This window comes from Desulfurivibrio nitratireducens, from assembly GCF_044068515.1.
Classification (GTDB): Bacteria; Desulfobacterota; Desulfobulbia; order Desulfobulbales; family Desulfurivibrionaceae; genus Desulfurivibrio.
Window position 1 is genome coordinate 22,335 of sequence record NZ_JBIPKI010000025.1, and the last position, 10,738, is coordinate 33,072.

Consider the following 10,738-nt stretch of genomic DNA (forward strand, 5'->3'; position numbering starts at 1 on the left):
GGCCTGAGTCAACCGCAAAAAACGGTCTGTTATGAAAAGACGCTCCCAGCCGCCGCCCCAGCCCAAAACCGCCCCGCCGGGCCGCCGGCCGGCCAAGCCTCGATCTTTCGGAGCAACCGGGCCCCGGCCTGATCACAGCGCCGGCAAGCCGCCGGCCCCGGCGGAAACAGTCTGGGGCATCCATCCCCTGAACGCCCTGCTCCGCCACCGGCCGGAACAGGTCACCGCCCTCTATGTCGCCCCGGGGCGCCAGGATCAAAGGGTCCGTGAGCTGCTCGCCCTGGCCGAAAGCCACCGGATCACCATTCACCTCGATGCCCCCTTGCCGCTGGCGGAACCGGACGCGGTTCCCCACCAGGGGGTGGTCGCCAGGATAAAAGTCCTTCAGCCGCTAACCCTGGCCGAATTGCTGCCCCGGTTGGCCGCGGCCCCGGCCCCTCCCCTGGTGCTGGCCCTGGATTCCATCCAGGATCCCCACAACCTGGGCGCCATTGTCCGCTCCGCCGCCGCCTTCGGGGTCAGCGCCCTGATCATGCCCAAGGACCGCAGCGCCCCCCTGACCGGCACGGTGATGAAAGCGTCCGCCGGCACCCTGCCCCTGGTGGAGATCTGCCAGGTCACCAATCTGGCCGCCGCCCTCGACCAGCTTAAGCAGCACGGTTTCTGGATTTACGGAGCCGGCGGCGATGCTCCGCAAAGCCTTTACGACACCACCTTCAGCGGTCCGATCTGCCTGGTGGTGGGCAATGAACAGAAAGGCATCCGGCCCCTGGTTCGCCGCCACTGCGATCACCTTATCGCCATTCCCCTGGCCGCGGGAGTGGAATCCCTCAACGTGGCGGTGGCCACCGGCATCATTTTGGCCACGATAAACCAGCAGCAGCACCGCAGCTTGGGGCGCGGTTCCCCCTCGTGGCGGTCGCTCCGGCCGTCGGCCAGGGCCAGGGCGAAGGCGGTGATGCTGACGGTGATCACGATCCCGGTGAGGACCAGGGCGTGGAGGACCGGGTCGGGGGCGCCGCCGGCCGGGTCGTAGGCGACGCTGATCATCAGCAGAAAAATGCCGCTGCCGCAGATGTTGATGGCCAGAATTTTGCGCAGCAGGGAGCGGCGGATAAAGAGGGCGGCAAAGCCCAGGCCGAAGAGGGCCAGGCCGGTGAGGCCGTAGAGCAGGCCGGCGTTCATCGCGGTTCCCCCTTGCCGGGCGGGGGCTCCGGGCCCGGGGCCCGCTGCTGCTGGACGTAAACCAGCAGGGCCAGGGCCAGGCCGATGCTCAGGGCCGCCGCCGCCTCGATGGCCAGGATGATGCCGCCGGCCTGTTCCGGAGGATACTGGAGAAAGAGCAGTCCCAGGCCCAGCGGCAGGGCGCCCAGGCCGAGGAAGACCAGCAGGCCCGCCACCAGCACCAGCCGCAGCAGCCCGTGGGGGAACAAATCGGGCAGCGGCCGGCCCACCAGGGCCAGCAGAATGGCCGCCGCTCCCAAAATCGCCCCGCCCTGGAAGGCGCCGCCCGGGGCCCAGTCGCCGATCCAGGTCAGGTAGCCGGCGATCAGGATTCCCAGCGGCATCACCCCCCGGACCAGGGTCAGGAGAATGGGGTTGACCGCCTCGGCCGCTGCTTGCGGGCGCCAGCGGCCCAGGGCCCAGGCCCCGATCACCGCCAGCAGCAGCACCGCCAGCTCCAGCAGGGTATCGAAACTGCGGAAGTTGAGCAGCACCGCGGTGACCCGGTTGGTTACCCCGCTGGCTTCCATGGCCTCCAGGGTGGCCGGGCCGGGCCCGATCCGGCCCGGCGGCAGGGCCAGCAGCAGGTAGGCGGCCCCGGCCATCAGCAGCAGCACCCCGGCGCCGGCGGTGTTGATGGCCGCCCGTTCCAGGCGGGAGCGGCGCCGGGGCTTGGCGATCCCCGGCCGGGGCAGGGCGGCCAGCAGCATCGCCCCGGTGATCCCGGCTCCGATGGCCGCCTCGGCCAGGGCCACTTCCGGGGCGGCCAGGCGCACCCAGACCAGGGCCATTACCAGACCCAAAGCGACGAAGAGGACCACCGCCCGGAAGCGGCCCCGGCTGAAAAGCACCGCCCAGGCCAGCCCCAGCAGGGTGGCGGCCAGAACCAGGTCGAGCCCCCCGAGCAGCGGCTTCATGGCCCGCCTCCCTCGGGCGGCGCCGGCTCCTGGTCCTCCAAGGCCGCCGCCCCCACCAGGTGGCCGGCGGTGGCCCCGGCCGAGAGGACCAGGAGCCAGATCAGCAGCAGTTCGGCGCTGACCGCCGGCGACCAGTTGCGCAGGATCAGCCCGGTCACCAGCAGGCCCAGACCGACGTTGTCGGCCTTGGTTACCGCGTGGATCCGGGTCAGGGTGTCGGGAAAGCGCAGCAGCCCCAGGGTGCCGCCGAGGAAAAAGGGCAGGGCGGCCGCGATCAGCCCCAGGGCCAACCATTCGCGCAAAACGACCATGGTTTCCACCGTCAGCGCTGCTCCCCGGTTGGGCTGGTTTCGGCCGCGGCCTCCGGCTCTGCCCCGGTGGCGGCGCCGGCGGCCCGGAAGCGGCGGACGAAGGCGATCACCGTCACCGCCGCCAGCAGGGCGTAAATCAGGGCGACATGGCGCAGGGCCGGGTCGGCCCGCAGTTCGGCCAGCAGCAGAAAGATCGCCACCCCGGTGGTTCCGAAAAGCTGGGCGCTGAGCATCCGGTCCGCCGCCGTCGGCCCCCGCACCACCCGGACCAGGCCCAGGCAGATGGTGAGCAGCAGCAGCAGCACGCAGGCCAGCAGAAAGGTATCGCTGTTCATCGCGGTTCGCCCTCCTTCCCGCCGGCCGCCGCCGGGGGGGCCGTTTCCTGCTTGAAGAGCCGGTCCACCATGGTTTCCAGCCGGCGCAGCTCTCCTTCCAGGCCGGGATTGTGGTTCAGGGTGTGAATCTGCAGATTTTCGGGGCTGATGCCGACGCTGAGGGTGCCGGGCAGCAGGGAGATGACGTTGGCCATAAAAACCCGGGCCGGGCCGGGGGGCAGGCCCCAGGCGAATTCGACCAGGCCGGGCTGCAGGGCCGGGTCGGGGCTGAAGGCCCGCCGGGCCACGTCGAAGCCGGCCACCAGCGAGCGCCCCAGGAAATAGGGGAAGAAGCGGGCCAGGGCCAGAGGCCGCCAGCGCCAGGAGCCCCCCGGCGGCAAGAGCAGGGTGGCCACGGCGGCGGAGAGCACCACCACCAGGCCCGGCAGCAGGGCCTCCGGCCGGGCCCCGGTCAGCACCAGCCAGATGGCCGCCAGCTCCAGGCTGCGCCGCAGCAGCCGGCGCCCGAGTTGTTGATGGTCGGCAAAGAGGATCATGGCTCCTATTCAACCACGGACCGGCTTTTAATGTCAATCAAGGGCGGCACCCGGAGACGGCCGGTTGGCGGCGGCGCGGCTGGGGTTGTGGGGAGGCTGCTTAACTGACCACAGAGGGCACAGAGAGCACAGAGAAAATCGGGTTAAAGCGGCCCGCTTGGTTTTTTTTCTCTCTGCGTTCTCTGTGCCCTCTGTGGTTAATTTTTTTATCTTTATCCATTTGACGCCGGCCCCGGCAAATGGTTAGCTGGGCGGCATGACCACCATCAACGACCAGCCAGGCCCGGCGGTGGTGCTGCTTTCCGGCGGGCTCGATTCCACCACGGTGCTGGCCCTGGCGACCAGGGCGGGGTACCGCTGCTGCTGCCTTTCCTTCGCTTACGGCCAGCGCCATACCCGCGAGTTGGAATTGGCCCGGGCCAATGCCGCCCGCTGGGGGGCGGCCGAGCATCTGGTCCTGCGCCTGGAACTGGACGCCATCGGCGGCTCGGCTCTGACCGCCGCCGGCCTGGCGGTGCCCAAGGACCGCCAATTGGCCGAAGCTGAGCCCGCCGGCGAGATTCCGATTACCTACGTGCCGGGCCGCAACACCATCTTCCTGGCCTATGCCGCCGCCTGGGCCGAGGTACTGGGGGCCCGGGACATCTTTATCGGGGTCAACGCCGTCGATTTCAGCGGCTACCCCGACTGCCGCCCCGACTATCTCGCCGCCCTGACCGCCGCCCTCAACCTGGGCAGCAAGGCGGGCCGGGAAGGGCGCCCCTTCCGCCTCCAGGCCCCCCTGCTCCATCTCAGCAAGGCCGAGATCATCGCCCAGGGCCGGGAACTGGGGGTGGACTACTCCCAGACCCATTCCTGCTACGATCCCGACTCCCGGCACCGCCCCTGCGGCCGCTGCGACGCCTGCATCCTGCGGCTGCGGGGCTTCGCCGCCGCCGGTTGCCCGGATCCGTTGTCTTATCAAACCCGGGGTTGACGCCTTAGCCGGGGTAACCACCGAGGGCGCTGATTTATGAACCACAGAGGACACAGAGGACACAGAGAAAAAAAGATAAAGCGTTGCCGCTTTTTTTTAAAAAAAATCTCTGTGCTCTCTGTGTCCTCTGTGGTCTAAAAAACAGCTCTCAAAAGTTTAAAAAACATATCTCGGTGGTTAATAATCGCCCCCCTCAGCCCATGAGTTGACCATGACGATCTCCCCCCCTGAACGCGAACCCGGCGGCCTGCTGATGGTCGGCCTGCCGGGGCTGACCATCGATGACTCCACCCGGGAACTGATCCACCACCAGCGGATCAACGACTTCATCCTCTTCAAGCGCAACGTGGCCGATCCCGAGCAGCTTACCCGGCTCTGCGCCGAACTCGCCCAAACCTGCCGCCAGGCTGGGCTGGGGCCGCCGCTGATCGCCATCGACCAGGAAGGGGGCAGCGTCAGCCGCCTCGGCCCCCCCTTCACCCAGTTTGCCGACGCCCGCCGGCTGGCCGAAGGGCCGGAGCCGGAGGCCGCTTTGCGCGCCTACGCCCGGACCTGCGCCGCCGAACTGGGCCGGGTGGGAATCAACTGCAACCTGGCCCCGGTCCTCGATCTCTGCCCCGCCGGCCAGGGTTATTACATGGAACGGCGGGTGCTGGGAGCCGACCCGGCGGTGGTCGCCCGCCTCGGCGTGTTGGTCATTCAAACCATGCAGGCCCACGGCCTGGCCGCCTGCGCCAAGCATTTTCCCGGCCTGGGCTTTGCCCGGCTCGACCCCCACCGGGAAATCTCGGCCCTCACCCGTAGCCGGGCCGAGCTGGAGCAGGACGACCTGCCCCCCTTCCAGGCCGCCGCCGCGGCCGGGGTGGCGGCGATCATGACCTCGCACACCATCTACCCGGCCCTTGACCCCGAGCGGCCCGCCACCCTCTCGCCGACGATTCTCACCGAACTGCTGCGGGAAAAAATGGGCTACCAGGGGGTCATCGTCAGCGACGATCTCGAAATGGGGGCGATCAGCCGCCACCACGAGGTGGCCGAAGCGGCCCTGGCTTCGATCCAGGCCGGGGCCGACCTGCTGCTGATCTGCGCCGACCACGCCCTGGTCCGGGCCGCCACCGCCCGCCTGCGGGCGGCTTTGGCTAACGGGGAGCTCAGTGCCCGGCGCTTGCAGGAATCTTTGGCGCGGATTGCCTTATTGCGCCGGGGCTATGCTGGGGTTGTCGGGTAAGCTGTAAGTTAACCACAGAGAACCCAGAGAGCACAGAGAACTGCCGGATTGAACGACCCTGTTTGGCTTAAAATTAAGGGTACAGATTTTTTTTGCTTTCAAAAATAAATCTGTACCCTTTTTCTCTCGTAGTTGACTCCATCAGCCGTCCCCTCGGGCCGTCACCGGCTCAACCAGCTCCGACTTCTCTGTGCTCTCTGGGTCCTCTGTGGTAAAAAATCCAACCCTCGCATCATTCCCATGCTTTTTTCTGGCCACCCCCAAAAACCCCACTTTCGAGGGATTTACTTCCCCCCGGCACTCAGGCTAAATGGAATCGTAAACCACCACCGGGGAGCCACCATGAGGCAGGGCAGCGACCAAAGAATCAGCCAACGCACCGCATTCCGGCAGGCGCTGTCCTTCGAACTCAGCGTAACCCGGGCCGGCCGCCCGGGCGAGGAGCCCCTGCGGCGCCAGGCGGTGGGCATCGACCTCAGCGCCCACGGCCTGGGGCTGGAAACCGACTGCCCGCTGGAAAAAGGAGAACTGATCAAGCTCCTGCCCGGCGACAACGGCAACGGGGTCAAGCTGCCGGTCTTCGCCCGGGTCCAATGGGTCCAGGCCGACAGCCGGGGCCGCTGCCGGGTGGGGTTGTGCTTCCTGGGGTTCAAAGGAGGTGAGGCGTGAATATGCCTGATCTAGCTATCTTTAGAGGCATGGGTTGTTCAAAACAAGAGGAGGTGTGGGCATGAAAATGACAGCGAAATTAAAAAATTCCTTAGGATGGGTTAACCCGATATTGCTCAGGGTGGTTGGGGTGATGGCTCTCGCATTGCCGCTTGCAGTGGCGGGGGCGAGCCTGGCCGAAGCCGACACAACTATTAATCACTCCGTTACTGCTGAGCCTTCTGAGCCGGGCGGGGTCATGGCGACTGAAGCTGGTCACTGCTGTCTCATAAATTTGCAAAGGAATTCAAATAAATAAAGGCTCGGGTGTCTCCTTGAGGTATAATGAATTTGCCAAAACATTTACCAAAACAAGGAGATCCGAGCCATGGCCCATCATAACACAATCCTCAGACAAATTGCTGCATTTCTGCCGAGACATGAATTTGACTCACTGGCCAAAGACCACCACCGGGGTCAGAAATTTCGCTCCTTCAGCCGCTGGACCCAGTTTATGGCCATGTTCACCGGCCAACTTTCCGGCCGGCAAAGCCTGCGGGACATCGTGATGAACCTCGGCGCTCAAGCACGCAAAGCTTACCATCTGGGGATCAGGGCCTGCTCCCGCGCCACCCTGGCCCGGGTCAACGAAAACCAACCCGCTTCCCTCTATGAAGCGGTCTTTTTCAAATTACTGGAGCGTTGCCGGCAATTTGCCCCCGGCCACCGCTTCAAGTTCAAGAACCGGCTCTACCTCTTGGATGCCACCACCATTGATCTCTGTCTTGCCGTTTTCCCCTGGGCCAAGTTCCGCAAAACCAAAGGGGCGATCAAACTCCATGTCGGCCTGGATGCCGACGGCTATCTGCCTTCGTTTATCGCGCTCACCGACGGCAAGGGGCATGAAAGCCAGTGGGCCAAGGCTCTGAACCTGCCCCGGGGCTCCATCGCCGTCTTTGACCGGGGTTTCAACGATTATCAGTGGTACCAGGCTCTCACCAAGGCCGGCGTCTTTTTTGTCACCCGTCTGAAGAGCAATGCCGTCCTCGAGAGCGGTCCCAGGCGACCGGGCCTTAAGGCGGGCGGAATCACCGACGACCGCGAGGTTTTCTTGAATAATATCCCCGAGCCGTTTCGCCTGGTCTGTTTCCTTAATCCAGATACCGGCAAGGAGTTCCGATTTCTCACCAACGCCCATCATCTCGATGCCAAAACCATCACCGAGCTGTACCGAGAGCGCTGGCAAATCGAGCTGTTCTTCAAATGGATCAAGCAGAATCTCAAGGTCAAAACCTTCCTCGGCACCACGAAAAATGCCGTGCTGACCCAGCTTTGGATTGCTCTCTGCGTATACCTCCTGCTGGCCTTCCTGAAATTCAAGGCCAAAATTGACCTGTCGATGCAGCAGATGCTAAGGCTGCTCCAGCTTAATCTCTTTGAACGCCGGGATTTAATGGCTCTGCTCAAGCCGCCCGAGCGGCAATTTGTTGAATGTAGGCAGTTTCCCTTGTTCTAAAATTTATGAGACAGCAGTGGAAGCTGGTAACAATTTTACTTATCAGTTTGCCATCGATGACGGTGGCAGCTTGAACGTCAGTTTGCCGATCAAGTTTTGTTTGACTGGATCTACCCCGGAGAGCGATCCGACATGGGAATCGGTCACTTACACTTTTGGAAGTCCGGCTGGCAATCTTAACGGAGTTACTGTCCCGGATTCCGTGCGATTTACTAAAGAATTTGATGGGGATCCGGCTTCACATAATTGTAAGATAGCTAATATCGCTATCACAACTGGTGTTCTGTATGAAGGTAACTACGTGGGCAGTAGCAACATCAGTGTTAGTTCCCCTGATGTTGGTTCAGGAAAAGATAAGGTTAAGGTGAGTCTCAACCCACCAAAAGCACCAAATATCCATTACCGCGTTATAGTCGGCGAAGTGGACGATTCTGACAACACCAACTGCTACATGACGGATTCGTCCGGATTGTTGTTGGCTGATTGCGCTGGCAACCCTGTAGAGGCCTCGGGGAGTGACAACGGCCGGTTTGCCATCGTCACCAACAAGAGAGGAACCGGTGTTGCCACCAATCCGGGCCAGTTTTACTACAATGTGACCTGGGTGAATACTACCGAATCAGAGCAGACTGTTGATGTGGACTTTGTTCGTTACGGGGTTATCCCTAAGGGCGCTCAGGCGATCCATGCCGCCGTTTTTTCTCCCCCATTCTCCGGCTTGACCCAAGCCGGGTTTGATGAGGTAAATGACGAGATTCCCGGCGGCTCCGCGGATCACATCGGAGGAATTGTAGTCCCGGATGGCTGGATCCTGTGGGTGAACTATCACCTCGAGTGGGTCGGGTTGGGCAGTATAGTTTATAACTCAACGACTAACGTTTGTGAGGATGCCGATCCTTATGGTGAAGGATTTAGCATAACGGCGACGGTCACCTACGATGGCATGACAGAATCCTGTGAGGCTGGTGCCTGGGGTTATTTGAAGAAATAGAGAAATTAGGGTCAGACACCAATTTCTTTCCCTTCTGGAAACCGACTCCCTTCCCCCGGCTGGGCCAAACCCCGGCCGGGGGTTTTTGTTTTCCCGCTACCAAAGTTGGTACCAGAGGGAGAAATTAGAGTCACCCACCAATTTCTTTCTCAGCAACCGCCTTCCCGGCCCCCCGCGCCTGGGAGGCGGTTTTTTTATGCTGTTTTTAACCACAGAGAACACAGAGAGCACAGAGAAAACCAGGAAAAGCGACCGCTCCAGCCCGCTGTCAATCTCTGTGTCCTCTGCGTCCTCTGTGGTTAATAAAAACCAGCGGCAACCGGCGAGAACCGCCGATGCAGGCATTTGCAAAGGGCCAGGTTGATATCCCTTGACGATAATATCCCGTTCAGATAATATGGGACATGATCAAATCCTTCCGCTGCAAGGCAACGGAAAAAATCTTCCGGGGCCGGTTTTCTTCCCAATTGCCCCAGGTAATCCAGCGGCAAGCGGCGATGAAGCTGGAAATCCTCCATGCCGCCACCTTGCTTGAAACTCTGCGGGTGCCTCCGGCCAACCATTTGGAAGAATTGCGCGGCGACCGGCAAGGACAGCACAGCATCCGGATCAACCGGCAATGGCGGATATGCTTCGTTTGGCGGGGCAGCGACGCCTACGACGTGGAGATCGTCGATTATCACTGAGAGGCTTATGATGACCAAGCGCGATTTTGCTCCCATTCACCCCGGCGAGATTCTGCTGACCGAATTTCTGGTTCCCCTGGGCGTCAGCCAGTACCGGCTGGCCCGGGGTATCGGGGTCACGCCCCGCCGGGTCAACGAAATCGTGTTGGGTCGCCGGGCTATCACCGCCGACACGGCCTTACGCCTGGGGCGGTACTTCAACATGGAGGCCCAGTTCTGGCTCAACCTGCAATCACGCTACGATATGGAGGTGGCCCGGGAAAAGCTCGCCGGTCGCCTCGACCAGGAGGTCCAACCCCTCGCCCGGGCCGCCTGATCCCCGAGAAATTGGGGTCAGACACCGATTTTTTTCTTAACCACGGAGAACACAGAGAGCACAGAGGAACGCAGGAAAAGCGGCCGCTCAAGCCCGCTTTTAACCTCTGGGTCCTCTGTGCTCTCTGTGGTTAAAACTCGAGCCGTCCCAGGAGGCCAAGGCCTAGAAATCAGAGTCAGACACCAATTTCTTGCCTGCAAACCCGCTCTCTTCCCCGGCTGGGCCAAACCCCGGCCGGGGTTTTTTTTGTTTTCTACCCACCAAGGTTGGTGAACCCCAAGGTTGGCGGAGAAAACGTTGAACGGCGCCGCTCATTTGGGCGTTTACCAAGTGTACGATTGACTACCATCGTATTCCTTTGTATTCTATACGCAAACAATAGATGCGAGGTGGATAATGGCAAAAACCGTTACTTTGAGACTGTCTGAACAGGCTTACGAGCGTTTCCGCACCCTCGCCGAGCGCGAGAATCGGCCTCTTTCGAATTTTATCGAGACCGCGGCCTCACGCTATGTCGAGGCTGAACAGTTGGTGGACGAATTCGAAATGGCAGAAATCGAAGCGAATGTAGAACTGAACCGGAGCCTGAAACGCGGGCTCAAGGATGCCAAGGCGGGACGTGGCCGCTTTGTCTGAGTTTCGGATATTCGAGACCGCTGAGTTTCTGCAGAAACTCGACAAACTCCCTGCCGGAGCTTCTCGCTTTGTCGGAATGAAGCTGACGGAGTATGTTTACCCCCAGCTCCGCCAAGATCCCTTTCTTGGTCCCAACATCAGGAAGCTTAAGGGGTACGCTCCTCCGACCTGGCGCTATCGTGTCGGAAAGTTCAGGGTGTTCTACCTGGTCGACCAGGCTGAACAAATCATCTTCATGCTTTCAGTTGATGATCGCCGCGACGCATACAGACGAAGAAATTAGGATCACCGGTTTTTTCCACCCTAACTGCATTTTAAATTCTTGACGAATCGAAAATTCAGCCGCATTATAAAAAAACGAGACCAGAGTAAAAAGGGAGTTTTCCTGCCACACCAGGGGAATGCTCTGGGTGACGGG

Annotated in this window: 15 protein-coding genes and 1 pseudogene; 11 read left to right on the plus strand and 5 right to left on the minus strand. The window is 61.7% G+C overall.

The genetic code is table 11. The annotated features are described in order from the left end of the window. The first annotated feature begins 31 nt into the window (after positions 1 to 31). Positions 32 to 1,036: a 23S rRNA (guanosine(2251)-2'-O)-methyltransferase RlmB gene (rlmB, locus tag ACHHTY_RS07695; RefSeq protein ID WP_395493525.1), complete on the plus strand. Its 1,005-nt coding sequence runs from the start codon at positions 32 to 34 to the stop codon at positions 1,034 to 1,036. Here the strand turns inward: rlmB and ACHHTY_RS07700 are convergent. The 5 genes and pseudogenes from ACHHTY_RS07700 to ACHHTY_RS07720 form a co-directional block, all read right to left on the minus strand. Further along, a pseudogene (locus ACHHTY_RS07700) lies at positions 994 to 1,185 on the minus strand (NADH-quinone oxidoreductase subunit K); the annotation flags it as partial. The gene rlmB and the pseudogene ACHHTY_RS07700 overlap by 43 nt on opposite strands. Then, positions 1,182 to 2,141 carry a hydrogen gas-evolving membrane-bound hydrogenase subunit E gene (mbhE, locus tag ACHHTY_RS07705; protein ID WP_395493526.1) on the minus strand — a complete coding sequence of 320 codons (960 nt, stop codon included), beginning with the start codon at positions 2,139 to 2,141 and terminating at the stop codon, positions 1,182 to 1,184. The pseudogene ACHHTY_RS07700 and the gene mbhE, both read right to left, overlap by 4 nt. Beyond that, a complete protein-coding gene (locus tag ACHHTY_RS07710; protein ID WP_395493538.1) occupies positions 2,138 to 2,452 on the minus strand; it encodes a monovalent cation/H(+) antiporter subunit G in 315 nt (104 codons plus the stop codon). Before ACHHTY_RS07710 ends, mbhE begins: the two co-directional genes overlap by 4 nt. 11 nt (positions 2,453 to 2,463) lie before the next feature. After that, entirely contained in the window at positions 2,464 to 2,787 is a 324-nt protein-coding gene (locus tag ACHHTY_RS07715; RefSeq protein WP_395493527.1) for a monovalent cation/H+ antiporter complex subunit F, read from the minus strand. Further along, positions 2,784 to 3,323, minus strand: coding sequence for a Na+/H+ antiporter subunit E (locus ACHHTY_RS07720; RefSeq protein WP_395493528.1), 540 nt, complete (start codon positions 3,321 to 3,323; stop codon positions 2,784 to 2,786). Before ACHHTY_RS07720 ends, ACHHTY_RS07715 begins: the two co-directional genes overlap by 4 nt. A 256-nt stretch (positions 3,324 to 3,579) precedes the next feature. Here ACHHTY_RS07720 and queC point away from each other — a divergent pair, with 256 nt between their 5' ends. The 10 genes from queC to ACHHTY_RS07770 all read left to right on the plus strand — a co-directional run bounded on the left by queC (position 3,580) and on the right by ACHHTY_RS07770 (position 10,603). After that, the gene (queC, locus tag ACHHTY_RS07725) at positions 3,580 to 4,299 is read left to right on the plus strand and encodes a 7-cyano-7-deazaguanine synthase QueC (protein ID WP_395493529.1); all 720 of its coding nucleotides are present in this window, start codon (positions 3,580 to 3,582) and stop codon (positions 4,297 to 4,299) included. Positions 4,300 to 4,510: 211 nt separating this feature from the next. Continuing rightward, the gene (nagZ, locus tag ACHHTY_RS07730; protein ID WP_395493530.1) at positions 4,511 to 5,527 is read left to right on the plus strand and encodes a beta-N-acetylhexosaminidase; all 1,017 of its coding nucleotides are present in this window, start codon (positions 4,511 to 4,513) and stop codon (positions 5,525 to 5,527) included. A gap of 342 nt (positions 5,528 to 5,869) precedes the next feature. After that, complete coding sequence (locus ACHHTY_RS07735; RefSeq protein ID WP_395493531.1) at positions 5,870 to 6,196, plus strand: PilZ domain-containing protein; 327 nt, start codon at positions 5,870 to 5,872, stop codon at positions 6,194 to 6,196. Positions 6,197 to 6,257: 61 nt separating this feature from the next. Then, entirely contained in the window at positions 6,258 to 6,494 is a 237-nt protein-coding gene (locus ACHHTY_RS07740; protein WP_395493532.1) for a hypothetical protein, read from the plus strand. Between the two features lie 69 nt (positions 6,495 to 6,563). Further along, the gene (locus ACHHTY_RS07745; protein ID WP_395493533.1) at positions 6,564 to 7,691 is read left to right on the plus strand and encodes an IS4 family transposase; all 1,128 of its coding nucleotides are present in this window, start codon (positions 6,564 to 6,566) and stop codon (positions 7,689 to 7,691) included. 16 nt (positions 7,692 to 7,707) lie between these two features. Beyond that, complete coding sequence (locus ACHHTY_RS07750) at positions 7,708 to 8,682, plus strand: hypothetical protein (RefSeq protein WP_395493534.1); 975 nt, start codon at positions 7,708 to 7,710, stop codon at positions 8,680 to 8,682. A gap of 404 nt (positions 8,683 to 9,086) precedes the next feature. Continuing rightward, complete coding sequence (locus ACHHTY_RS07755) at positions 9,087 to 9,368, plus strand: type II toxin-antitoxin system RelE/ParE family toxin (RefSeq protein WP_395493535.1); 282 nt, start codon at positions 9,087 to 9,089, stop codon at positions 9,366 to 9,368. A gap of 10 nt (positions 9,369 to 9,378) precedes the next feature. After that, a complete protein-coding gene (locus ACHHTY_RS07760) occupies positions 9,379 to 9,684 on the plus strand; it encodes a HigA family addiction module antitoxin (RefSeq protein ID WP_395493539.1) in 306 nt (101 codons plus the stop codon). Between the two features lie 396 nt (positions 9,685 to 10,080). Further along, on the plus strand, positions 10,081 to 10,320 hold the full coding sequence (locus tag ACHHTY_RS07765; protein ID WP_395493536.1) for a ribbon-helix-helix domain-containing protein: 240 nt from the start codon (positions 10,081 to 10,083) through the stop codon (positions 10,318 to 10,320). A 76-nt stretch (positions 10,321 to 10,396) separates the two neighbouring features. Continuing rightward, the gene (locus ACHHTY_RS07770) at positions 10,397 to 10,603 is read left to right on the plus strand and encodes a type II toxin-antitoxin system RelE family toxin (protein ID WP_395493540.1); all 207 of its coding nucleotides are present in this window, start codon (positions 10,397 to 10,399) and stop codon (positions 10,601 to 10,603) included. Positions 10,604 to 10,738: the final 135 nt, after the last annotated feature.

Coding starts and splice junctions, on each gene's coding strand:
- rlmB (WP_395493525.1), top strand. CDS start 32: ATGAAAAGACGCTCCCAGCCGCCGCCCCAGCCCAAAACCGCCCCGCCG.
- mbhE (WP_395493526.1), bottom strand. CDS start 2,141: ATGAAGCCGCTGCTCGGGGGGCTCGACCTGGTTCTGGCCGCCACCCTG.
- ACHHTY_RS07710 (WP_395493538.1), bottom strand. CDS start 2,452: ATGGTCGTTTTGCGCGAATGGTTGGCCCTGGGGCTGATCGCGGCCGCC.
- ACHHTY_RS07715 (WP_395493527.1), bottom strand. CDS start 2,787: ATGAACAGCGATACCTTTCTGCTGGCCTGCGTGCTGCTGCTGCTGCTC.
- ACHHTY_RS07720 (WP_395493528.1), bottom strand. CDS start 3,323: ATGATCCTCTTTGCCGACCATCAACAACTCGGGCGCCGGCTGCTGCGG.
- queC (WP_395493529.1), top strand. CDS start 3,580: ATGACCACCATCAACGACCAGCCAGGCCCGGCGGTGGTGCTGCTTTCC.
- nagZ (WP_395493530.1), top strand. CDS start 4,511: ATGACGATCTCCCCCCCTGAACGCGAACCCGGCGGCCTGCTGATGGTC.
- ACHHTY_RS07735 (WP_395493531.1), top strand. CDS start 5,870: ATGAGGCAGGGCAGCGACCAAAGAATCAGCCAACGCACCGCATTCCGG.
- ACHHTY_RS07740 (WP_395493532.1), top strand. CDS start 6,258: ATGAAAATGACAGCGAAATTAAAAAATTCCTTAGGATGGGTTAACCCG.
- ACHHTY_RS07745 (WP_395493533.1), top strand. CDS start 6,564: ATGGCCCATCATAACACAATCCTCAGACAAATTGCTGCATTTCTGCCG.
- ACHHTY_RS07755 (WP_395493535.1), top strand. CDS start 9,087: ATGATCAAATCCTTCCGCTGCAAGGCAACGGAAAAAATCTTCCGGGGC.
- ACHHTY_RS07760 (WP_395493539.1), top strand. CDS start 9,379: ATGACCAAGCGCGATTTTGCTCCCATTCACCCCGGCGAGATTCTGCTG.
- ACHHTY_RS07765 (WP_395493536.1), top strand. CDS start 10,081: ATGGCAAAAACCGTTACTTTGAGACTGTCTGAACAGGCTTACGAGCGT.
- ACHHTY_RS07770 (WP_395493540.1), top strand. CDS start 10,397: ATGAAGCTGACGGAGTATGTTTACCCCCAGCTCCGCCAAGATCCCTTT.